20 protein-coding genes and 1 tRNA gene are annotated in these 23469 nt (G+C 67.9%); 5 read left to right on the top strand and 16 right to left on the bottom strand.

Annotated elements, in window-relative coordinates:
* The first annotated feature begins 7 nt into the window (after nt 1-7).
* The gene (locus tag ACI3KS_RS05945; RefSeq protein WP_404916196.1) at nt 8-1198 is read left to right on the top strand and encodes a DUF58 domain-containing protein; all 1191 of its coding nucleotides are present in this window, start codon (nt 8-10) and stop codon (nt 1196-1198) included.
* A complete protein-coding gene (locus ACI3KS_RS05940) occupies nt 1185-3425 on the top strand; it encodes a transglutaminaseTgpA domain-containing protein (protein ID WP_404916194.1) in 2241 nt (746 codons plus the stop codon). The genes ACI3KS_RS05945 and ACI3KS_RS05940 overlap by 14 nt, the downstream gene beginning before the upstream one ends.
* Before the next feature lie 22 nt (nt 3426-3447).
* Here ACI3KS_RS05940 and ACI3KS_RS05935 read toward each other — a convergent pair whose 3' ends face one another.
* Nucleotides 3448-4338, bottom strand: a complete 891-nt coding sequence (locus ACI3KS_RS05935; RefSeq protein ID WP_404916192.1) for a rhodanese-related sulfurtransferase — start codon at nt 4336-4338, stop codon at nt 3448-3450.
* Nucleotides 4339-4347: 9 nt separating this feature from the next.
* Nucleotides 4348-5082, bottom strand: coding sequence for a DeoR/GlpR family DNA-binding transcription regulator (locus tag ACI3KS_RS05930; RefSeq protein ID WP_404916190.1), 735 nt, complete (start codon nt 5080-5082; stop codon nt 4348-4350).
* A gap of 56 nt (nt 5083-5138) precedes the next feature.
* Here ACI3KS_RS05930 and ACI3KS_RS05925 point away from each other — a divergent pair, with 56 nt between their 5' ends.
* The gene (locus tag ACI3KS_RS05925) at nt 5139-5495 is read left to right on the top strand and encodes a DUF4406 domain-containing protein (RefSeq protein WP_404916188.1); all 357 of its coding nucleotides are present in this window, start codon (nt 5139-5141) and stop codon (nt 5493-5495) included.
* A gap of 74 nt (nt 5496-5569) precedes the next feature.
* Nucleotides 5570-5657, top strand: a tRNA-Ser gene (locus ACI3KS_RS05920).
* A 188-nt stretch (nt 5658-5845) separates the two neighbouring features.
* Here the strand turns inward: ACI3KS_RS05920 and ACI3KS_RS05915 are convergent.
* The 14 genes from ACI3KS_RS05915 to ACI3KS_RS05850 all read right to left on the bottom strand — a co-directional run bounded on the left by ACI3KS_RS05915 (nt 5846) and on the right by ACI3KS_RS05850 (nt 22157).
* Entirely contained in the window at nt 5846-6109 is a 264-nt protein-coding gene (locus ACI3KS_RS05915; protein WP_404916343.1) for a hypothetical protein, read from the bottom strand.
* A 107-nt stretch (nt 6110-6216) separates the two neighbouring features.
* Complete coding sequence (locus ACI3KS_RS05910) at nt 6217-6516, bottom strand: hypothetical protein (protein WP_404916186.1); 300 nt, start codon at nt 6514-6516, stop codon at nt 6217-6219.
* 80 nt (nt 6517-6596) lie between these two features.
* Nucleotides 6597-9620 (bottom strand): alpha-mannosidase, encoded by a 3024-nt coding sequence (locus ACI3KS_RS05905; RefSeq protein ID WP_404916184.1) that lies wholly within the window; start codon nt 9618-9620, stop codon nt 6597-6599.
* A 39-nt stretch (nt 9621-9659) separates the two neighbouring features.
* Nucleotides 9660-10547: a carbohydrate ABC transporter permease gene (locus ACI3KS_RS05900; protein ID WP_404916182.1), complete on the bottom strand. Its 888-nt coding sequence runs from the start codon at nt 10545-10547 to the stop codon at nt 9660-9662.
* Entirely contained in the window at nt 10547-11458 is a 912-nt protein-coding gene (locus tag ACI3KS_RS05895; RefSeq protein WP_404916341.1) for a carbohydrate ABC transporter permease, read from the bottom strand. Before ACI3KS_RS05895 ends, ACI3KS_RS05900 begins: the two co-directional genes overlap by 1 nt.
* A gap of 28 nt (nt 11459-11486) precedes the next feature.
* Entirely contained in the window at nt 11487-12839 is a 1353-nt protein-coding gene (locus tag ACI3KS_RS05890; protein ID WP_404916181.1) for an extracellular solute-binding protein, read from the bottom strand.
* Between the two features lie 130 nt (nt 12840-12969).
* Nucleotides 12970-14184: an ROK family protein gene (locus ACI3KS_RS05885; RefSeq protein ID WP_404916179.1), complete on the bottom strand. Its 1215-nt coding sequence runs from the start codon at nt 14182-14184 to the stop codon at nt 12970-12972.
* Nucleotides 14185-14274: 90 nt separating this feature from the next.
* A complete protein-coding gene (locus ACI3KS_RS05880) occupies nt 14275-14877 on the bottom strand; it encodes a GNAT family N-acetyltransferase (RefSeq protein WP_404916177.1) in 603 nt (200 codons plus the stop codon).
* A 27-nt stretch (nt 14878-14904) separates the two neighbouring features.
* Complete coding sequence (locus ACI3KS_RS05875) at nt 14905-15558, bottom strand: phosphatase PAP2 family protein (protein ID WP_404916175.1); 654 nt, start codon at nt 15556-15558, stop codon at nt 14905-14907.
* Nucleotides 15559-15609: 51 nt separating this feature from the next.
* Entirely contained in the window at nt 15610-16968 is a 1359-nt protein-coding gene (locus ACI3KS_RS05870) for a multidrug effflux MFS transporter (protein WP_404916173.1), read from the bottom strand.
* 157 nt (nt 16969-17125) lie between these two features.
* On the bottom strand, nt 17126-18280 hold the full coding sequence (locus ACI3KS_RS05865) for a cystathionine gamma-synthase (RefSeq protein WP_404916171.1): 1155 nt from the start codon (nt 18278-18280) through the stop codon (nt 17126-17128).
* A 132-nt stretch (nt 18281-18412) separates the two neighbouring features.
* Nucleotides 18413-19384, bottom strand: coding sequence for a carbohydrate ABC transporter permease (locus ACI3KS_RS05860; protein ID WP_404916169.1), 972 nt, complete (start codon nt 19382-19384; stop codon nt 18413-18415).
* Entirely contained in the window at nt 19384-20721 is a 1338-nt protein-coding gene (locus ACI3KS_RS05855) for a carbohydrate ABC transporter permease (protein ID WP_404916167.1), read from the bottom strand. Before ACI3KS_RS05855 ends, ACI3KS_RS05860 begins: the two co-directional genes overlap by 1 nt.
* Before the next feature lie 110 nt (nt 20722-20831).
* Nucleotides 20832-22157: an ABC transporter substrate-binding protein gene (locus tag ACI3KS_RS05850; RefSeq protein ID WP_404916165.1), complete on the bottom strand. Its 1326-nt coding sequence runs from the start codon at nt 22155-22157 to the stop codon at nt 20832-20834.
* A gap of 280 nt (nt 22158-22437) precedes the next feature.
* On the opposite strand from ACI3KS_RS05850, the gene ACI3KS_RS05845 reads away from it, so the two are divergent.
* On the top strand, nt 22438-23442 hold the full coding sequence (locus tag ACI3KS_RS05845; RefSeq protein ID WP_404916163.1) for a LacI family DNA-binding transcriptional regulator: 1005 nt from the start codon (nt 22438-22440) through the stop codon (nt 23440-23442).
* The last annotated feature ends 27 nt before the right edge of the window (nt 23443-23469 follow it).

Here is a 23469-nt window from a genome sequence, read left to right as displayed (position 1 = left end):
GGATCCTATGCGTCCGCGGCGAGCCCTCACGCTTCGAGGAACGGGTGCGCTCCTCGCCGGTCTCGGCTGCCTCGTCGCCGCCAACCTCGTCGCCGCCCCGGTGCTCATCCACGTCGGCATCCTGCTGCTCGCACTGACCTGCTTCTCTGTACTGTCGGTGCGGTTGCCGCGTCGGTCGGGCACGGTCGCCCGTCAGATCTCGACCGATCTGCTCACGGTCTCCGAGACCTCGAGGGTCGCCGTACGTCTCGATCTGCGGTCGCTCCGCACTCCGCGGGGTCTGTGGCGGGATGTGCTGCCCGACGCCGTCTCCGGGGACGCGTCCGGAGAGTTCCCGCCGCCCGACGGCCGGCTCTCGTACCCGATCACGGGGGTCCGCCGCGGCGTCTGGCAGATCGGACCTCTGGTGCTGCGCACGGTCGACCCGTTCGGCCTCGCGCAGCGCGAACAGGCGTTCGGCGACACGCGCACGGTCACGGTCGTGCCCGAGGTCTTCGCCCTCATGCCGCTCAGCGTCCGCGTGGGCGCGGCAGGCGGCACCGCCCACACCTCCTCGAGCAGGCTCGGCCAGGGGGCCGACAACCTCTCCCCCCGCCGCTACGTCCCCGGGGACTCCATGCGCCGCATACACTGGCGCGCCAGCGCGCACCGCGGACAGTTGATGGTGCGTCAGGAAGAGGAGGAGTCCAGTCCCGACGCCCTCGTCGTGCTCGATCGCAGCGCCGACCGGTGGCGCACACCAGACGGCGAGGCGGACCCCGCGTTCGAGACCGCGGTCTCGCTGTGCGCCTCTGCTGCCGTCCACCTCATGCACGAGGGATACGGCGTCGATGTGATCGACAGCGCCGGCACGCTCCTGGGTACGCTGCGCGGACATGAGGACGATCGCGAGACCATGCTCGTCGCCCTCGCCTCGGTCGCGCCGCGGGGCACCTCGCGCGACCTCGCCGCCCTCGTCGCCGGCAATCCGCCTGGCCCCCTCGTCTATGTGACCGGTGCGCTCGATGAGGCTGCCGCCGAGCGGCTGCGGCCGTCGGGGGCCGCGGTGCCGCTGCTCTTCGCCACCGGACCGGGTGAAGGCGTCACCGCGACGGTCGAACCGCACGGCTGGCATCTGGCCCGCCTCGGTGACGACGTCGCCGAGGCCTGGGAACGCGCCCTCCCCGAGCGAGGGGGTGCTCCGGATGCCGCGCGCTGAGAAGCGCCCCGCCCTGTTGTCGTGGCGGAGCGGGGAGGATGAGCGTCAGGAGCCTCTGCGCACGGGCGCCCTCGCCGCCGGTGCCGCACTGGTCGCGGCCTGGCCGTACACCGCGGTGATCTCGCCGGGCGCGTGGTCGTTCGCCGTCATCGCGGTCGCGATCGTGGTCGCGCTCGTCGGCATCGCCGCGCGCACGCTGCTGCGGCGCCGCCCCGCCTGGGCACGCGAACTCGTCACGATGCTCGCCCAGATCCTGACCGCCGGCGGTGCGCTCACCGCCCTCGTCGCCGGCGACACCGCCCTGTTCGGAGTCATCCCGACACCGACGACGGTGTCGCTCTTCAGCACGCTGCTCTCGTCAGCGGGCGAGCAGATCGTGTTCGGCTCGGCGCCGCTCGACAGCACCCCCGGTCTCCGACTCGCGCTGGGCGGCGGGTTCGCGATAGTCGCCGTGCTGCTCGACCAGCTCCTCGTTCAGCGCGGGGCGGTACTCGCGAGTGTTCTCGTGGCCGCCGTCGGCGCGGTACCGATGATCGTGACCGTCAGCGGCGTCGATGTCGTGTGGTTCGCGGTACTCGGCGTGACAGTGCTCGTCCTGTTCCGGGCGACGGCACGACGGCATCCGGAGTCGCCCCGCCGCACCTCGTCGACCGTCGCCGTCGCGGTGGGTGCTGCCGCCGTCGCCGCCGCCCTGGTGGTGGCCCCGATGGTTCCGGTGTCGGCGACGCTCGCCGGCACCGGTGTCGGTGTCACCGTCGACGCCTCGCTCCGGCTCGGCGACGACCTGCGCCAGCCGCATCCCGTCGAGGTGCTCACGCTCGCCACCGCCGGAGACGCCGCCCCCTACCTGCGCCTCACGACCCTGTCGCACTTCAACGGCCGGATCTGGCAGCCCGACCGAGGAGATCTGCAGTCCGTGAGCGAAGGATTCGGCCCCGCGGACTGGGGTGAGGAGGTCGCGGTCAAGGACGTGCAGACCTCGATCCGCATCCTGCGCATGTCGAGCTCGTGGCTCCCCGTGCCCTATCCCGCCACCGAGATGTCCGGAGTGGGCACCGCGTGGCGGGTGATGCCCGAGAACCGCACGGTCGTCTCGCGCAGCGCGGACGCCGTCGGCAACGACTACACCGTCTCGTCGACGAGGATCACTCCTTCGCTGGAGCAGATCAGGTCGCTCACCGCCGCGCCGGTCACGGTCGATCCCGACGAGGAGCCCGTCGAGCTGCCCGAGATCATCGGCGCGACAGCCGCCGAGGTCACCGCCGACGCCGAGAGCGACTACGACCGGTTGATCGCTCTGCAGTCGTGGTTCCGCAGCGCGTTCACGTACTCGCTCGAGACGCCGGTCGAAGAGGACTTCGATGGCACGGGGGCGGACGCCGTCGCACGGTTCCTCGAGGTGCGCTCGGGCTACTGCGTGCACTTCGCCGGGGCGTTCGCCCTCATGGCGCAGAGCATGGGCATGGAGACGAGGATCGTCGTCGGCTATCTCCCCGGCACCCGCACGCAGGAGAAGCGCGGCGAGGAGACGGTGTTCTCGGTGACCAGCGATCAGCTGCACTCCTGGCCGGAGGTTCTGTTCCCCGGCATCGGCTGGGTGCCGTTCGAGCCGACCGCCTCCCTGGGCGTGCCGACGGCCTTCACGACCTCGGCGACGATCGGCGGCGGGACGGGCGGTTCCGCATCGACCGCTCCGAGCGCGGCGCCCGAGACCGAGGCGAGCGCAGCGCCCGAGATCGAGCGGGGCGACGCGGGCGACAACACCGACAGCGGCGCCCAGCAGCGCCGCCTCGACTCGGCGCCCGTCGCCCTCATCGTCGTCGGCGCGCTCCTGGTCCTGCTGCTTCCCGCCCTCATCCGGTTCGTCGCCGGCACGGCACGCCGTCGCCGCGCACGCCGGGGGGACCCGGCGTCCGCGTGGAGCGAGCTCAGGGCGACCCTCATCGATCTGCAGCTGCCGATGTCGGATGCCGACTCCGTCAGGGCACGCGGTGCCGCCCTCGTCAGCGAGCGCAGTGTGGACCCCGCGGCGATGCGTCGACTGACGGATGCCGTCGAGCACGCGGTCTATGCACGAGAGGCAGCGTCGACCGATGTCGCCGACGCGCTCGACGAGGTGCTGCGCCAGATCCGCCGCACTGTCGACGGACGGCGGCGGGTACAGGCGCGGCTGCTGCCCCTGTCGCTGGTCGTGGCACGAGCATCCGACGCTCCGCTGCGCGTGTAGCGGGCGCTCGGACCGTCCGGCATCAGGCCGCGTGCACCCGGCAGGGCACGGCGTCGCAGGTCTCGCACGCGACCGACTGCGACTGGCACGACGGGTCGGGGCAGTTCGCGGTGCGGTTGGTCGACGCCCCGCACCCTGCGCACTCGCCGATGACGGCGGCGTGGTCGGAGAAGTCCGTCGACCGACGCTTGTCGAAGACGTAGAGCGAGCCCTCCCACAGTCCGTCGTCGCCGTACTTCTCGCCGTAGCGGACGATTCCGCCCTCGAGCTGATACACCTCGCCGAATCCGCGTGCGGTCATCAGACTCGAGAGGACCTCGCATCGGATCCCGCCCGTGCAGTAGGTCACGACCGGCTTGCCCTTGAGATCGTCGTACATCCCCGAGTCGAGCAGGCGGACGAAGTCGCGGGTGGTCTCGGTGTCGGGCACGACCGCGTTCTTGAAGCGACCGATCTGCGCCTCGAGCGAGTTGCGTCCGTCGAAGAACACGACGTCGTCGCCGCGTTCGTCGATCAACTCGTGCAGTTCTTCGGGGCTCAGCCGGGTGCCCCCTCCGACCACGCCGTTCTCATCGACCTTCAGCTCGTCGGGAGCGCCGAACGACACGATCTCGTCGCGCACCTTCACGCTGAGCTTGGGGAAGTCGAGACTGCGGCCGTCGGCATCCACCCCCGTGCCCTCGCTCCATTTGATGTCGGTGTTCTTGAACGGCGCATACTCGCGGAAACGGCGCACCCACTTCTTCAGCGCGATGACATCGCCACCGAGGGTGCCGTTGATGCCGGCCGACGAGATCAGCAGACGTCCGCGTAGGCCGAGCGACTCGCCGAGCTCGCGCTGCCACAGCCGGATCGCCTCGGGGTCAGCGAGCGGAGTGAAGGCGTAGAAGAGGATGATCTTGGGTGTTGCCACCCCAGGATTTTACGCGGTGTGCAGGGAGGCGATGAGCGGGCTGACGTCGTCGGGGTCGGCGATCACCCCGGTGATCTCGTCGAGTCGCAGCACCGGGAAGCGCGATACCGCGCCGATCTTCTCGGCGCTCGCGAGCACGAAGGTCTCGACCGAGCGCGCCGCGAGTGCCCGCTTGGTGACCGCGTCGTCGAGTTCGCCCGTCGTGAGGCCGTGCTCGGGATCGATGCCGGTGACCCCGAGGAAGAACCTGTCGGCCGCGAGGCGCGAGATCGCCTCCAGTGCGAGCGCTCCCCCGGCGACACCCGAGTGCCGGTGCAGCTCGCCACCGATCATCAGGACGCGGGCACGGGAGTGCTCCATAGCCGTGAGCGCAACGGCCGGGCTCGGGGTGATGACCGTGAGGTCGGCTCCGTGCGGCAGCATCCGTGCCATCGCGAGGGTCGTCGTCCCCGCGTCCAGGACGATCGTGCTCCCGCGGTCGATCAGCCGCACGGCCGCCGCGGCGACCCGCTGCTTGCTGTCGGTGGCGACCGTCGCTCGTTGCTCCAGTGGCGCGTCGGCCGGCGGTACCGGGAGGGCGCCCCCGTACACGCGGATGCAGAGCCCGGCGTCCGCGAGTTCACGGAGGTCGCGTCGGATCGAGTCCTCGGAGACGCCGAGCTCGGTGGCGACCTCTTTGGCGACCACCCTTCCCTGCGACGCGAGGAGTCCGAGCAGATGGTCCTTGCGCTGCACACCGAGCATTCCGACTCTTTCCTGTTCTTTCACGTTCTTGCATGGTTAACGCTACAGTGTTCGACATGAGCACACCACTTCTCATTCTCACCGCCGGACCCTACCGTTCTGGCACGGGTGGCGACCCCGACGCGATCGCCCGCAACCTCGCGCGCCTCGAGGAGGCCGCGGCCCCTCTGCATCGCCTCGGCCATGTGCCGATGATCGGCGAGTGGGTCGCACTCCCCGTCCTGCGCGGCATGTCCGATGCCGAGGCTGCCGAGACCGACGTCATGTACGACACGGCCGCACGTCTGCTGCAGCACTGCGATGCCGTGCTGCGACTGCCCGGCGAGTCCACCGGCGCCGACACCGATGTGCGGATCGCCCGCGAACGCGGCCTGCCCGTCTACTTCTCGATCGACGAGGTGCCGGCGGCCTGACCTCGGCGGCGGGCGTCCGCGGCCGGTGTCACGAGGCGGTCCGGCGATCGGATAGACTGTTCAGGTTGTTCCCTGGTGACGTGTCCGAGCGGCCGAAGGAGCACGCTTGGAAAGCGTGTGTTGTGCAAGCAACCGCGGGTTCGAATCCCGCCGTCACCGCCAAACGTCAAACGGCCCTCGCGAAGCGGGGGCCGTTTGACGTTTATCCGACGCTGGGGATTCGGGGAGCCCTGAGCGCAGCGAAGCGCGGAGTCCCGCCGTCACCGCTACATCCGCTCGGCTTCCGTCTGTACGACCCCCAGACGCGAGAGCGGTTCGGCTGAGTCCGGGACGATACGGACCCCATCGGCTCAGATCAGGTCGCAATGACCCCCGAAGGGGAAGTCGGTGTCTCCTGTGCCGCGAGAATCGAACTGCACGGTCGAGACGCTGATCGTCACCCGGGATGTCGCCGTGATCAGCGCGGCGACGGAGCGGTTGCCGACGACCACGAAGTCCACGAAGCGGCCGGTGCTCGCCGACGCCTCTTCGAATCTACGACGGAGGCCATCGAGATCCTGGTCCTGCGCGAGGAGGAAGCTCTCGCCGTCGATCGACACCTGGGACTGCACCATCGTCTTCACCGGCTTTATGGTGTCACGCTAGCCACCGCGGCGACGACATCTCCAGTCGCTTGCCATTCCTGTCCGCTTCAGGTACGAGGCCGACGCGGCCCACATCGTCAGGACGGCGAGGACTCGATGAGCAGTTCGCCGTGCGCGTTGAGCGCCTCCATCATCTTCGTGATGCGCGTGGCATCGATGGCGGGCAGGCGCACCTCGTCGAAGCCGAAGACCAGCGGGATGCTGGGATGGATCCACGCGCTCAGCCGTCCGTCACCCTTGCCGTCGGTCGGCAGCCAGGTCATGATGAACGCCTCTTGGCGGCGCAGTTTCGTTCCGATGACGATCTTCAGATGAGCGAGCGTCGCGTCGTCGATCTCGATCGGCGGTCGCGAACTGTTGTACTCGAGTCTTCCCATACCCGAACATTAGCCCTGCCTACGGCGAGGGTGCGCCCGACCCGTCGTGGCGGATCAGGCGCACCCTTTCGCGCGGTGGCTCAGGCTCGCGGCAGGCGGAGCGTGACCAGCTGGAACGGACGCAGCGACAGCCGAACGCCGTCGGCATCCTGTCCCACGATCGCCGCCTGCTCGATCCCGCGCTCAAGCAGATCGACCTCCTGCGCCGGAGCGCTGTCGAATCCGATGGCGACGCGCGCCTCGGCACGGCGTCCGAGGGCCTCGTAGAGACGGACGATCACGTCGTCGCTGCCATCCTCGGCGAGTTTCACCGCCTCGACGACGACACCCGGGTGGTCGATCGCGAGGAGCGGCTGAACGTCATCGGCGCCCTCGATGCGGCGCTCGGCGAGATTGGTCCGATATCCCTCGGCGATCGCGTCGACGAGCTCGCCGCCGACCACGATGCCCACCTCGAGATGATGCTGGCCCTGATCCTGCTGCGGGTCGGGGAACAGCGCCGCCCGGACGAGAGAAAGCCGCACGGTCGAGTAGGTGCCGCCCTCCTCGCGCGGGTGCCGGGTGATGTCGTGTCCGTACGTGGAGTCGTTCGTCACCGCGACGCCGAAGTCGCTCTCCCCCACCCGCACCCACCGGTGCGCGACGGTCTCGAAACGCGCAGCATCCCACGAGGTGTTCGTGTGCGTCGGACGCACGATGTGACCGAACTGGATCTCGGACGCCGCGTGATCGGTGTGCACGTCGACCGGGACGCTGAGCTTGAGCAGCTTCTGCCGCTCGTGCCAGTCGACGTCGATCGCGAGCTTCAGCGTGCGCGAACCCTCGTCGAGCCGGATGCTGTGCACCACCGTCGACCGTCCGAACGAGCGGGTGATCACGACGGCGCCGTCCCGGATCTCGATGCCGTCGACGTCGAGCAGGTCGGTGATGTTGCGCCGATAGTGCACATCGATGTCCCACGCGTCCCATTGCGTCGGCGTGTCCCGATGCAGCTGGAAGAGACCCGCGAGCTGTCCGGGCGGGACCACCTCGCGACCGCTGGCCAGGTCGATGATCGAGGTCAGGACACCCCGCGGGTCGACCTGTGCGCGAACGAGTCCGTTGTCGAGCACGAACTCACCATCCAGCGCGACCGGTTCGACCGGAGCGACGGCATCCGCCTCGCCGATCGCCAGCGCGCCGACCGAGGCGTGGCCGTGGGGCGCCGCGTTTGCGATGAGGCTGCGCGAGCCCTCGCCCACGAGCGCTCGCAGCGAATCGGCGATGATCTGCTCGAGTTCCACCGCGATCGCCGCGTAGTTGCGCTCCGCATCCTGATGCACCCAGGCGATCGACGACCCCGGCAGGATGTCGTGGAACTGCTGCAACAGCACGAGCTGCCAGAGGCGCTTGAGATCGGCAGCAGGGTAGGCGCGGCCGGTCCGCACGGATGCCGTCGCGGCCCACAGCTCGGCTTCACGGAGCAGATGCTCGCTGCGGCGGTTGCCCTGCTTGGTGCCAAGTTGACTCGTGTACGTGCCGCGATGGAACTCAAGGTAGAGCTCGCCGCTCCATACCTCCGGAGACGGGTACTCGGCCTCGGCCTGTTCGAAGAAGTCCCGTGGCGTGGAGTGCCGCGCCACCGGAGAGCCCTCGAGCGAGCTCGCGCGCTCGACCTGGGCGGCCATCTCCCGGGTCGGTCCACCGCCGCCATCTCCGTAGCCGTACGGCAGCAGCGAGACGCGGGCACGCCCCTTGTCCTGGAAGTTCCGCTGCGCGTGTGCGAGATCGGCCTGCGAGGCGTCGGAGTTGTACTTGTCCACTGGCGGGAAGTGCGTGAACACCCGTGTGCCGTCGAGCCCCTCCCAGAGGAAGGTGTGGTGCGGCATCCGGTTCGTCTCGTTCCACGAGATCTTCTGTGTGAGGAACCACTTCGAGCCCGACGCCTTGATGATCTGCGGGAGCGCGCCGCTGTACCCGAAGGAGTCGGGCAGCCACACCTCGGGGGTGTCGATGCCGAACTCGCGCAGGAAGAATCCCTTGCCCTCGACGAGCTGTCGAGCGAGAGCCTCGGCCCCGACCATGTTCGTGTCGGACTCGACCCACATGCCGCCGACAGGAACGAAGCGCCCCTCGCGGACGCGTTCGACGAGACGCTCCCAGATCTCCGGATACCGTTCCTTGATCCACGCGAACTGCTGAGCCGAGGAGCTCGCGAACACCACGTCGGGGTTTTCGTCGAGCAGCGAGAGCACGTTCGAGAACGTGCGCGACACCTTGCGCGCGGTCTCGCGCACCGGCCACAGCCACGCGGAGTCGATGTGAGCGTGACCGACGGCGTGCAGCACGTGGGCGCTCGCGTGCGCCGGACTCGCCAAAACCTCGTGCAGCGCCTCACGCCCCTCGGCCGCCGTCCCTGCCACATCGTGCGGGTCGACCAGGTCGATCATCCGATCCAGCGCCTGCACGATCTCGGCGCGGCGCGGTGAACCAGGATCGAGCTCGGCGACGAGCCCGCGGAGCACGATCGTGTCATCGAGCAGCGCCTCCACCGTCAGATCGCGCAACGCGACGTCCACGGTGCGCAGCACGTAGATCGGGTCGGTGCCTGCGGTGACCGGGTCGCCGACGTCGGTCGGATCGAAGGTGAAGATGCTGCCGACGTCGGGATTGGATGCTGCTTCGAGCAGGACGTCGATGCTCCCGTCGGCCTGCACCGCAGCGGCGACCGCATTGTTGAACGGCGAGATGCCTTTGATCGGAGCGCCGTCGAGACCCCATACGAGCGCCTCGGCCTGGAAGCCGCTCTGCCCCGCAGTGAAACCGAGGTCGACGAGCAGCTCGGCGCGAGTGCCGCTCGGGAGATCACCGGATTCGGTGCGCCATCCCGAAGGTACCGCCCCGGTGACGCGGAACCACGTCGTGCCCCACGGCCGCCCCCACGGGGAGCCGACCGCGGTGGGCGTGTAACTCGCTGCGACGGCATCCGAGAAGGGCACCGGTTCGCCGGGCACCTCCCAGGCGGCTACCTCGAGCGGATGGCTCAGCCGGTGTCGCGCTGGACGAAGACGTTCGCGGATGAATCGATCGATGCGCATCTCGATGAGTGCAGTGCGGTCGTGCATGTATAGAGCTTTCTGAATCGAGGATGTGGGGATGCGGGGTCAGCCCTTGACGCCGCCGGCCAGCGCGAAACTGCTCCCGGACAGGCGCTGCACGAGCAGGTACAGGACGAGGATAGGCACCGAATACAGCGCGGCGAACGCGGCGAGCTGCCCGTACGCGACCGCACCGTGGTTGCCGAAGAACGTGAAGATCGCGACCGCGGCCGGCATCTTCTCCGAGCTGAACAGCAGCACGAACGGGACGAAGAAGTTCCCCCATGCCTGCGTGAACACGAAGATGAAGACGACGCTGATGCCGGGGCGCATGAGTGGGAGGACGATGGTCCACAGCGCGCGCATGGCCGACGCTCCATCGACCCACGCGGCCTCTTCGAGCGAGACGGGCACCGAGTCCATGAAGTTCTTCAGCATCCAGATCGCCATCGGCAACGAGGTGGCGGCCATGAAGAGGATCACGCTGACCTGCGAGTCGAGCATCTTCAGCTGCACGAACAGTGCGTAGACCGGCACCATCATCGCGGTGATCGGGAGGCAGGAGCCGAACAGCACGGAGTACATGAACCCGCGCTGGAACCGCGAGTTGTGCCTCGAGAGCGGATAAGCCGCGAGCACACCGACGAGCACCGTGATGAGGCCCGTGCCGAACGAGATCAGCGCGGAGTTCCACAGCGGCAGTAGGGTGAGCGACCAGTCGAAAACCGAGACGAAGTTGTCGAGGGTGAGGCTCTCCGGCACCGAGATCGACACCGTCGCCGACGGTGAGACCGACGAGAAGACGATCCAGGCGATCGGCACGAGGAAGATCACCCCGATCACGATGAGCACAATGTTGGCGAGCCAGGACGAGCGGCGCTTCGACGGCGAAGCGACCGAAGGACGCCTGGCCGCCTTCGTGTTCGGACGGACGAGTGCTTCAGTGGCGGTCATCAGTCGACCTCCGGCTTGAGGATGCGGATGTAGAAGATCGCGAAGATCGCACCGAGCACGAGCGTCACGGCGGCGATCGCGGTGCCGTAGCCGATCTGCGAGTACTGGAACGCCTCCTGATAGGCGAGCACGGGCAGCGTCGAGCTGGACACCCCGGGCCCGCCCTTGGTCATCACCCAGATCAGCCCGAACGTGCCGAGCGTCTGGAGAGTCGTGAGCATGAGGTTGGTCGAGATGGAGCGGCGGATCATCGGCAGCGTGATCAGGAAGAAGCGCTGCCCGGCGTTGGCGCCGTCGATCTGCGCGGCCTCCATGACCTCGGGCGGCACCTCGTTGAGGGCTGCACCGTAGACGAGCATCGAGAACGCGGTGCCGCGCCACACATTGGCGAGGATGACCGCGAACATCGGATACTCGACGAGCCACGACACCGCGGGGACGCCGATCGATCCGAGCAGCGCGTTGAGCGTGCCGTCCTTCGAGAAGTAGGCGTAGAGCGCGAAGGCCGCGACGATCTCGGGCATCACCCAGGCCACGACGATGAGGGCACCGACCGCACTGTTCACGGTCTTCGAGCCGACGCGCATGATCGCGGCGACGCCGAGGCCGAGCACGTTCTGGCCGATGATGGCTGAGAACAGGACGAACACCACGGTGAGGACGAGCGCGGTCCAGAAGTTCGGATCCGTGAAGAGCGCGAAGTAGTTGTCGAGCCCGACGAACTCGGGCTTCGCAGCGCGATAACCGGTGAGCGCGCGGTTCGTGAGGGATCCCCAGATCGCGTAGATGATCGGCCCCAGCAGGAACACCGCCAGCAGCACGACGGCGGGCACGAGGGGGACGGAACGGAACAGGTTCCGTCGGCGGGTGCGCGGCCCGGCCCCGGATGCCACCGGGGCCAGGTCGCGCATTGCGGGTGCAGAGGTCACCGCGTGAGTCCTACTCGACGTTGTCCGCGCCGACGATCTGGGTGAGAGCGTCGTCGTAGGTCTTTGCCGCTTCCTCCGGCGTCGCGTCTCCGGTGATCACGGATTCCGTGGCCTGCTGCAGCGCGCTGGTGATCTGCGAGTAGTCCGGCGTCGTCGGGCGGAAGTGGGTGTACTGGACGAGGTCCGAGAAGAACGCGAACGTCGGGTTGTACGAGAGGTAGGCGTCATCGGTGGCGACGTCCTCGCGGACCGCGATCTGGCTGTTCTCCGTGTCGTACTTGAGCGAGTTCTCCTGGTTCAGAGCCATCGCAATGAAGTCGAACGAGGTCTGCGGGTGCTTCGTCTGCGACCCGACGGCGAGGGTCCAGCCACCCGACATCGAGGTGAAGCCAGGGTCGCTGCCATCCTGGGTCGGCATCTTGGCGAGGCCGATCGTGTCCTCCCAGCCGTCCCAGGCACCGTCACCGCTGATCCAGCCGCCGGGCAGCCAGGAGCCGTCGATCGCCATCGCGAGCTGGCCCTCGGGCAGCAGTTCGGTCGAGACGCGGCTACCGATCGTGGAGTCGAGAGCGAGGTCCAGCGGAGTCGCCAGCCCCTCCTGGTACAGCGTGTCGTAGAAACCGAATGAGTCGGTCAGCCCCTCGGATCCCACGATCCACTTGTCGGAGTCGGCGTCGTACAGCGTCGATTCGGTGCCGTAGAGCAGCATCTCGAGGCCCTGCATCGAGGTCTGCTCACCTGCGCTCTTGCTGCCGTAGATGTTCAGCGGGATGAGGTCCGCGTTGTACGCCTTGACTGCCTGTGCGGCGTTGATGATGTCCTGCCAGGACTCCGGCTGCCAGTCGGTCGGCAGCCCTGCGGCGGCGAAGATCTCCTTGTTGTAGTAGATCGCACGGGTGTCCGTGCCCATCGAGATGCCGTACGTGCTGCCGTCGCCGCCGAGCCCGGCTTCTTTGGCCGCATCGTAGAACTGGTCCCAGTCGTCCCAGTCGGCGAGGTAGTCGTCGATCGGGAGAAGATAGCCGGCCGCAGCGTCGGAGCGCAGCTGGAACGTGTCTTCGTAGATCACATCAGGTGCGGTGTCGGGTGAGCCGTTCATCAGCGCGAGCTTGGTGAAGTACTCGTCCTCGGACTCGATCGGCTGCAGGTTCACCGTCACACCGGGGTTCGCGGCCTCGAACTCGGGCTTGACCTTCTGGAACAGGTCATCGAGCTGGTGGAACGCCGAGGTCTTCTGGTACGCGACGGTGATCGTGCGGTCTCCGCTGTCGGACGTCTCCGATTCTCCGGACGCACCGCATCCCGAGAGGACTACGGCGCCGATGGCGATCGTCCCGATGGCGGCGAGTGGCTTCGTTCGCATCTGCCTTGCTCCTTTGCATGAGACCTCGCTGTTGAGGCCTTTCGTCGGATAACCCTATCAAATGGGATAAATACGGGAAGAGCTGATTGTAACGGTTCCGTCACGGAACTCTATGGGATCGTCTCGCGGCTCAGCCGCGGATCATGAGCTGCGACGTCCGCGCGGTGAGCGCCTCATCGAGCACCAGACAGGCCGCTCCAACAGCGGTGGAATCGGCCCCGATCCGCGACTGCCGCAGGTGCACGGGCTCGGTCGACGTGCTCACCGCCGTCGTGCGCACCCAGTGATCGAGCACGGGGAAGAGACGGTCGCCGAGCCGTGACCAGGCAGGCCCGCCGAGCACGACGATGCCGAGATCGAGAAGGTTGTTCACTTCGACGATGGCGGTCGCGAGATGCCGACCGGCGCTCTCCAGAGCAGCGAGAATCCCCCGGTCGCCCTCCGCGGCGAGCGCGGACAGCCGCTCGAGCTGCGAGGTCGCGTCGCCCGATGCCCCGCCGGTCGAAGGCGTCTCGGCCTGCGCGAGGAGCACCCCTGCCTCCATCACCACGCCGATGCAGCCGTGCGATCCGCACTCGCACAGCGGTCCATCGGGATCGACGACGATGTGCGCGATGTTCCCGGCGTTGCCGGTGCGTCCGTGCACGGGCGCACCGGACACCGACAGGCCGAGGCCGAGGCCGGCTCCGTAGTAGAGAAACATCGCATCGGCGAGCTCGTGCTCGGCATCGAACCACTGCTCCCCCACGACCGTGGCGACGACGTCCTTCTCGAGCAGGGTGGGCAGGCCCGTGGCGCGCGAGAGCTCGTCGCGCACGGCAACGCCGTGCCAGGCGGGCAGCAGCGGCGGGTCGAGCAATCGGCCCGCCTCCCTGTCGAAAGGCCCGGGGGCGGCGACGCCCACCCCGAGCACGAGGTCGCGGGGAAGGTCGGCGTCGACGATGAGCGAGCGCACGCCCTCTCCGATCCGCCCCACGAGCTCACCCGGTGAGGCATCCGGGGCGTCGGGAACCCGCTCAGCACGGGCGACGACCTCGCCCGCCGCATCGACGACGACGATCGTGTCGACCGCGGGATCGAGGTGCACGCCGACCGCGAAGCGCGAGTGCGGCCGCAGTGCCAGCAGAGTGCGGGGCTTTCCGGGGCCTGAGATGACCTTGCCGACCTCTTCGATCAGCCCTTCGTTCGCGAGCCGTCGCGTGACGTTGCTCAGGGTCTGGGTCGACAGTCCGGTACGTTCTGCGAGTTCGCTGCGACTGAGGCCCTCGTCGGAGCGTCGAATGAGATCGAACACGAGCGCCTGGTTGTAGACGCCGACAGCTGGGAGGTTCGACCCTCGCTGCATGTCCCACTCCTCACCCGGGCGCCGTCGGCGCATCCACCCTCATGATCCCGGCACGGTGCCGGGCGGTCAAACCCGCGATCTGCCGCGCGCTCACGCGTCGAACCGCACGCCGAAGACCAGCTCTCCTTCCGGAGCCACGAGCCGCTGCATCCCGAGCCTCTCGTAGAACACCGCCGCCCCCTCGTTCGCGGGGTCCATGCCCAGATGCAGGCCCGTCACACCGCGACGAAGGAGTTCGTCGAACAGTGTCTCGATGAGTCGCCGACCGAGACCCTGGCCCTGTGTCTCGGGCAACAGATCGATGTGCAGGTGCGCCGGATACGCACGGGCGTCGCGATCGACGCCGGGGCCGCGGCTCCAGCCGTACTCGATCAGATGCTGCTCCCTCGTGCGCGGCGCCGCCGGACGGGGCCGTGTCTCGTGGAATCGCGGCCACCAGGCATCCCGGAACCAGGCATAGAAGGCATCCGTGTCGTCGGTCGCGACGAGGTAGCCGATCGCACGTCCGTCGTCGGACTCGACGATCCAGGCGAGATCCGGATGCCGTTCGGCATAGGGCACCGCGAACAGATCACCCCAGAGCGCGTCGTCCGTGAGGATGCCGGTGGCATCGCCTCCGGCATCCGCCGTCCGTAGGCAGATCTCCGACAGCGCGGCGCGATCAGCGGGGCGATAGGAACGGATGACGGCCACTCGGAACTCCTTCGAACGGGGCGTCGCTCAGCCTAGCGGCGCACCGCCGGGGAGAACCCGCTCCGCCGGATCGAGCCCGCGCCGCCCCCGCGCCCAGGGCAGCAGCCAGGCGCCGAGCAGCAGGACCACGGCTGCCCCGAGCAGCGCCCCGCCGATCGTGTCGGTGATCCAGTGCACCGAGAGGAAGGTGCGCGAGAGAGCCATCGCGATGATCCAGAGCGCTCCGGTGATCGCGACCCAGACCCGGGGGAACAGCAGCCAGAGCACCAGCGCCACCGTGGCCGCGTTCGCGGTGTGCCCGGAGGGGAACGACCCGAAGTCGCTGGAGACGATCATGTCGTCGGGCCGCGCTCGTCCGATCACGTTCTTGAGCACCTGGACCACGCCAGCGCTCGCGAGGAAGCACGCGGCGGCGAACACCGCGGCACGCCAACGTCGGGCGAGCACGAGACCCGCGATCACGATGAGTGGCACGACGAGGATGGCCACCCATCCCCCGCCGATCACGTTGAGAACGAGGGCGAAGTCCACCATCGCGTCGCGGCGATGCTCGCCGACGAAGGAGTTCCACCCGGCGTCGAAGCCGGTCGGCTCGCTGAGGCCCAGCCCGAGACCGACCCCGAGCACGACGCCGGCGGCGAGCAGACCGATCCCCCACCACAGCAGCGCGCGTCTCGTCATCCGTCCATTCTCACCGAGGCCGAAGGGGAACGGCGGCGACCCGCGCACAGCTCAGGGAGTGAGCATGTCGACCGTGCGCGGGCGCACGATGAACCACAGAGCCAGCACCGCGATGATCGCGCACCCGACCATGACCGCGGCCATCGTCGTCGCGGTGATCCCCGCCCCCTTCGAGATCCAGCCGACCACCGGCGAGATGAGACCGGCGACACCGAAGTTCGTCGCACCGATCGCAGAGGCTGCGGTACCGGCGGCCTTGCCGTGCCGGTCGAGAGCGAGCACCTGCACGTTCGGCATCGTGAAACCGCACGAGGTCATGAACAGGAACAACGGGATGACCGTGCCCCACAGACCCAGTCCGAGTTGATCGGTGACGATGATGGCGGTGCCCGCCAGCAACAGGCCGGCGGTGGAGAACGCCAGGATCCATTGCGGTCCGAAGCGCGCAGCCAGACGTGAGGCGAACTGCACGCCGCTGACCACGCCCAGCGAGTTCACCGCGAACAGCAGACCGTACTGCTGCGCGTCGAGCCCGTGCGTCTGCTGGAACAGGAACGGGGATGCCGACAGATAGGAGAACAGACCCGAGAAGCTCATGCCGCCGATGATGAGCACGCCGATGAAGACCCGATCTGAGAACACCGAGCGGTACCGCTGCAGGATCGTCGCGCCCCCGCGATCTTGACGGCGAGCCGCGGGCAGGGTCTCCGGGATGAAGAGGACCGTCGACAGCAGCATGACGACCGCATAGCAGGCGAGGAAGATGAAGATGCCCCGCCACGGCATGAGCGTGAGCAGCCAGGATCCGATCAGCGGCGCGGCGACGGGCGCGACGCCCGACACGAGCGCGAGTCGAGACAGCATGACGACCAGACGCTTGCCGCCGAACAGGTCGCGCACGATCGCCATCGCGACCACACCGCCCGCGGCGGCGCCGACGCCCATGAAGACGCGGGCGACACTGAGCAGTTCGAGAGTGGGCGCGGCCGCAGCCGCGATGCTCGCCACCACGTGCAGAGCGGTGACGACGATGAGCGGGACGCGCCGACCGATCTTGTCGCTGAGCGGCCCCACGACGAGCTGACCGAGCGCGAAGCCGATCATGGTCCCGGTGAGGGTCAACTGGATGGCCGCTGCAGTGGTCTGGAAGTCCTCCTCCAGCACCGGGAAGGCAGGTAGATACAGGTCGATCGTGAACGGCCCGAGAGCCGTGAGCGCCCCGAGCACGATGATGTAGAGCAGACGGCGCCCGTTCGAGATCGAATCGCCGGGGTGCAGCATGATCGGCGCGGTGGCCGGGTTCGATCCCAGAGTGCGGATCGCCCCGGTCGACGGCGGGATGCGGATGCTGCCGGTGAACGGGCGTTCGGGGGTCGTCGGGACGGAGTCGGTGCGGGGCGCGTCAGGCACGGGAACTTTCAGGCTCGGAGGGGGATTCGCTCTCGAATCGATTCGAGAGCGGGAACCTCCATGTTAGCGCCTGGCACTGGCCCGCCGAGGGGCGAAAAGAGGACGTCCTGCGCACGAATCCGTGCGCAGGACGTCAGCAGCTCGATCCCTGGGGTGCTCAGCGTGCGATGCGCGCGAGTCCCGATTCGAGGTCGGCGATCAGGTCGTCGGCGTCCTCGATGCCGACCGAGAGGCGCACGACGTTCTCGGGCACCGCGAGCGCCGTGCCGCGCACGGACGCGTGCGTCATGTCCGGCGGGTAGCTGATGAGCGACTCGACCCCGCCGAGGGATTCGGCGAGCTGGAAGACCTCGGTCGACGCGACGTAGGCGCGCGCGGCATCCGCTCCTCCGGCGAGCGCGAGCGAGAGCATCCCGCCGAATCCGCTCATCTGCGCCGCAGCGATCTCGTGCCCGGGGTGCGAGGCGAGGCCGGGATAGAACACGGTCTCGAACTCGGGGCGGCTCGCCGCCCACTCCGCGACGGCCTGCGCGTTCGCGGAGTGCTGGCGCACCCGCACCGCGAGGGTCTTGATGCCGCGGGTCGTGAGCCAGGCGTCGAGCGGAGCCGAGACGGCGCCCACCGCGAACTGCTGGAACTTGACCTGCTCGAAGAACCGGTCGTCGCCGAACACGACGGCGCCGCCGAGCACGTCGGAGTGTCCGCCGAGGTACTTGGTCGCCGAATGGACGACGAGGTCGGCGCCGAGAGACAGCGGCTGCTGCAGCGCGGGCGAGGCGAAGGTGTTGTCGACGACGAGCACGGCCCCGGCCGCGTGCGCGATGTCGGCGATGGCGGCGATGTCGACGATCTTCAGCAGTGGGTTGCTGGGGGTCTCCAGCCAGACGATGCGGGTCTCGGGGCGCAGTGCGGCGCGCACCGCATCCGCGTCGGAGAGCTCGACCGTGGTCGTCTCGATGCCCCAGGGCGCAAGCACCCGGGTCAGCAGTCGGTAGGTTCCCCCGTAGACGTCGTTGCCGAGCAGCACGTGGTCGCCGGGCTTCAGGATGCCGCGCAGAAGGGCGTCTTCGGCGGCGAGGCCGGATGCGAACGAGAGTGCGCTCGCTCCCCCCTCGAGAGCCGCGAGCTGCACCTCGAGCGAGGTGCGCGTGGGGTTTCCCGCGCGGTTGTACTCGTAGCCCTCACGGAATCCGCCGATACCGTCCTGCACATGCGTGGAGGCCTGATAGATCGGCGGGATGATCGACCCCGTCGTCGGGTCGGGCGCCTGGCCCGCGTGGATGGCTCGAGTGGCGAATGCGTGGTCGGACATGCCTCTCAGCCTACGTCGGCCGCTTCGCGCGGCGCCCGTGTGTGACGCCCGACGACAGCGGCGTCGCGGCGTGGAGCGACGGATGCCGCGACCCGTGCGGGCCGCGGCATCCGCCGTCCGTTCTTCGAACGCTCAGCCCTTCGTCGCGCCGGCCATCAGACCGCGCACGAAGAAGCGCTGCAGAGCGAAGAACACGATCAGCGGGACGATGATCGAGATGAACGTACCCGCCGACTGCAGGAACCACTTGTTGCCCCACGTACCCGACAACGAGTTCAACGCCTGCGTGATCGGCAACGCGCCTGGCGAGGCGAAGATCGTCGCGACCAGCAGGTCGTTCCACACCCACAGGAACTGGAAGATCGCGAAGGATGCGATCGCCGGCATCGCCAGCGGCAGGATGATCCGGAAGAACACCTGACCGTGACCGGCGCCGTCCACACGGGCGGCCTCGACGACCTCACCCGGGATCTCCGAGATGAAGTTGTGCAGCATGAACGTCGCCAGCGGCAGCGCGAAGATCGCGTGCGCGATCCACACGCGGGCGAAGCTGTACTGCACCTCGTTGAGACCGAAGCCGGGGAAGATCGGCACCCCGTTGATCACGAGTCCGTCCGAGAACAGGCTCAGCAGCGGTACGAGTGCCATCTGCAGCGGCACGATCTGCAGCGCGAACACGAACACGAACAGCATGCTGCGACCCTTGAAGTCGATCCAGGCGAACGCGTACGCGGCGAGCGAGGCGAGCACGATCGGGAAGACCGTCGCGGGGATCGTGATCGCGAGCGAGTTCACGAACGCCGAGGCGAGGGTGGTCGAGGTGCCGCCCGAGCTCAGCGCCTGGATGTAGTTGTCCAGTGTGAACTTCGGGTTCGTGAAGGCTGTCCACCATCCGGTCGACTGGGTGTCCGCACCCGGTCGGAACGAGGTGACGAACAGGCCGAAAGTCGGGATCGTCCAGAAGAGCGCGATGATGGCCGCGGCGAGCGTCGCGCCCTTCGAGGTGAGCTTCTTGTGGGCGATCGCCTCGTTGCGGCGGGTGTCACGCGCGACCTGGCGCGCGGTGCGGTTGTCTGCGGCGACGACGGCCTGCGTTGCACTCATCAGCGGATCTCCCTCTGCTTGGCCATCGATCGGGCGTTGTAGATGATCAGCGGCAGCACGAACAGGAACAGCACGACGGCGAGCGCCGACGAGTGCCCGTAGCTCTGGAACCGCTGTTGCTGGTTGACCATCTCGAAGCCGAGGACGGTGGTGTCATCGCGGCCGCCGGTCATGACGGCGACGATGTCGTAGACCTTCAGCGAGGCGATGGTGATGGTGGTGAGCACGACGATCAGCGAGGAGCGGATGCCGGGCACAGTGACGTTGCGGAAGCGCTGCCAGGCGTTCGTGCCGTCGAGTTCGGCGGCCTCCATCTGCTCGACCGGGACCGCCTTGATCGCCGCAGAGAGGATCACCATCGCGAACCCGGTCTGAGTCCAGATGAAGACGATCAGCAGCATGAACGTGTTGATGAGCGGTTTGACGGCGAGCCAGTTCACGGGGTCGCCGCCGACACCGGTGACGATCGCGTTGAGCAGACCCAACTGGTCGCCCTGGCGGTAGTCGTACATGAACTTCCAGATGATGCCGGCGCCGACGAACGAGATCGCGACGGGCATGAACACGAGCACCTTGAGGAACTTCTCGCCGCGTGCCCGGTCGATGAAGGCCGCATAGGCGAGACCGATGCCGACCGAGATCACCGGCGCGAGGATCGCCCAGATGAGCGTGTTGATGACGGATGCCGTACCCGTCGGGTTCGTGAACACCCAGTAGTAGTTCTCGAACCACACGAAGTCCGTGCCGGTCTTGTCGAAGAACGATTTGAAGAACGTCGACACCGCCGGATAGATCAGGCCGAGCAGCAGCATGATCGACGCGGGCGCCATGAACAGGATCAGCTGGAACAGGTAGCCGGCACCCTGGCGTGAGCGGTAGTCGGCGAAGAACAGCAGTGCGCCGACGAGCAGGGCGATCGCCACGACGTAGAGCACCGCGTTGGCGTACGGACGCAGCAGCAGGAACGCCAGCACCGGGATCACCAGGCAGGCGACCAGGCGCATGATGAAGTAGCCGCGCCCCGGCCGCGGAGCGTACTCGATGAGCACGAGCAGGATCGCCACCACGACTCCGAACGCCACGAGGACGATCGGGATCTGGAGCAACGGGCTCAACCCACCGAGGAAGATGAAGAAGCTGTTGAGCGAGAAGCCGATCGTCACGCGACCGGACTCTTCGGTCGAACCGGTGAAGACCAGCAGCAGCGCGAGTGCGACCACGATGATGAAGCCGACGGCGACGACGACCTGAGTGAGCCTCCGCCCCTTCTCATCGACCCCGTGCGTCGTCACGGGTGCGTCGGCCTTGACAGGCTTTTCGACGGTCACTTGCGACATGGGAACCCCCTTCTGGATACGGCGTCGTATCCGAGCACTGTGAATGGGTTGAACGGGGTCGGGCTGGAGAGCCCGACCCCGTTCAGCTCATGTGATCGAGCGGGGCTCGATCAGTTCTCGTAACCGGCCTGGATGTCGGAGAGCACCGTGTCGGTGTCCTTGCCGTCGACCCAGTCGACCATTCCCTTCCAGAACGAGCCCGAGCCGACCGTCGACGGCATCAGGTCCGATGCATCGAAGCGGAAGACGGTCGAGTCGTCCTGCATGATCTCCATGGCCTCCTGGAGGAACTCGCTGGAGGCGAGGCTCGCGTCGGCGTTCTTGTTGGCCGAGATCACGCCGCCGAGCTTGACGCGTGCGTCAGCGAACTCGGGCGATGCCATGAACTCGAGGACCTTCTGCGTGGCCTCGTCGTCGGAGAAGCCGGCGACGAACTCGCCGCCACCCTCGACCTGGAGCTCACCCTCGGTCATGCCGGGGAGGATGAAGGCGTACACGTCGCCGTCGGGAGCGACGGTTGGGGTCTCGCCCTCGGCCGTCTGCACGTCGAGGAAGTTCGCCGAGAGGAACGACGCCTGGTGGGTCAGAGCGCAGCTCTTGTCCGCAACGGCGGCCGCGACATCACCGAACGCGGTCGAGTTGATGCTCTTCACATCGCCGTAGCCGGCGTTGACGTAGTCCGGGTTCAGCAGGATCGATCCGACCGCGTCGAACGCGTCCTTGATCTCGGGGTCGGTGAACTTCACGTCGCCGTCGACCCACTTGTCGTAGACGTCGGCGCCGGACTGACGGAGCACGAGGTCCTCGATCCAGTCGGTGCCCGGCCAGCCGGATGCCGCATCGGACGCGAAGCCGGCGCACCAGGCGGGGCCGCCGGTCTTCTCGACGATGGTATCGGTGAGGGTGATCAGGTCGTCCCAGGTCTTCGGGACCTCGACGCCCCACTCGGCGAAGCTCGACGGGGAGTACCAGACGTAGCCCTTGAGGTTCGCGAGCATCGGTGCCGCGTAGAACGTGTCGTCGAACGTGCCGTACTTCTTCCAGTCCGCGGACCAGTTCTCGTCGACGGCGGCCTCGACGGCTTCGGGCGCGGCCTTGACCTTGCCGGTGTCGACGAGCGTCTTCAGCAGACCCGGCTGCGGGACGATCGCGATGTCGGGGGCGTCGCCACCGGTCACCTTGGTGACGATGTTGCCCTCGAACGACTTGTCGCCGGTGTACTCGACCGTGATGCCGGTCTCCTCGGTGAAGTCAGCGAACGTATCGTTCAAGTCTTCGGCCTCGATGCCGGTGATGCCTCCCGAGATGCGGACGGTCGTCTTGGAGTCGCCTCCTCCGTCGCCGCTGCCGGCCTCGGTGCAGCCTGCCAGCACCAGGGTCGCCGCACCCACGAGTGCGAGCGGGGCGAGAAGGCGGTATCGCTGTGACAAAGCCATGTTTCTTTTCTCCTCTTCGAGCGGTTCTCGATCTACCCGTGGGAGCGCTCTCTGCATCCGCATGGGGAACCGATTCCAGGCCAACCTACTTGCTCCGCGGGCCGCGGCACAACACGGGATTATCACAAGCTCGCAACCATTCGGGGTATATCGTGGCTCTGCATGGGAGCGCTCCCGCGAAATTCGTGTGGAACCGGTTCCCTAATCGGTTCTCCACGCGCTACGCTGGCTCCCGCGCGTGCACACGGACGCGCGCCGGACTGCGGGTCGAGGAGGACCGATGAGCAGGATCTCTGACGTCGCGGCGCGCGCCGGAGTGTCGAAGGCGACGGCGAGTCGTGCACTCAGCGGCAACGGATACGTCTCCGAGGAGACGCGCGAGAAGGTCGAACGGGCTGCACACGAACTCGCCTACGTCGCGCACTCGTCCGCGACGAGCCTCGCCACCGGGCGCACCCGGACCGTCGGCGTGATCATGCCGCCGGTCGATCGCTGGTTCTTCGCAGAACTGCTCTCCGGCATCCAGGACTCGCTGTTCGCGCTCGACTACGACCTGTCCCTGTACGGGGTCCCGGAGGGCTCGCAGACGAGGGAGAACCTGTTCGCCAGCGTCATCGCCCGCCGTAGATTCGACGGCATCATCGCCGTCGGCATCCAACCTCAGGCGCACGAGCTCGAGCGCCTGCAGCGCACCGGAAGCCCCCTCGTGGGAGTCGGCCCCTACGACGAGGGGTCGAGTTCGATCTCGATAGACGACACGGCTGCGGCGCGCATCGCGACCGAGCATCTGATCGAGCTCGGCCACAGCTCCATCGCCTTCATCGGCGGCTCGGCGGACTCGGCCGAGCTGAGCCTCGGCGATTCGCGTCGGATCGACGGCTACCTCGCGGCTCTGGGAACAGCGGGCCTCGCGGATCAGGCCCGGATCACGGGTGCCGCACCGAGCATGCCCGATGGCTACGCCGCCGCGGTGAGTCTGCTCGGCGACCGCCGCACACGTCCGACCGCGATCGTGGCGGTGTGCGACGAGGCCGCCATCGGCGCGATAATCGCGGCTCGGCGGCTCGGCATCGCGGTCCCCACAGAGCTCAGCGTCGTCGGCATCGACGATCACCAGCACGCCGAGCTCTTCGCGTTGACGACCATCCACCAGTCACCGCGCGACCAGGGGCACGAGGCCGTGCGACTGCTGAGTCGGCGGATGGCCGACCCGGATGCTCCGATCGAGCACGTGTCCGCAGCATCCGCCCTCGTCGTCCGCGGGTCGACGGCGATCCCACGCTGAAAGACGGCGGGCACGACGAAGGCCCCG

It is taken from the genome of Microbacterium sp. ZW T5_45 (genome assembly GCF_044987415.1).
In the GTDB taxonomy this organism is placed as follows: Bacteria; Actinomycetota; Actinomycetes; order Actinomycetales; family Microbacteriaceae; genus Microbacterium.
Note: the sequence above shows the minus strand (reverse complement) of the source record. Positions and strands in the feature narration are given on the sequence as shown.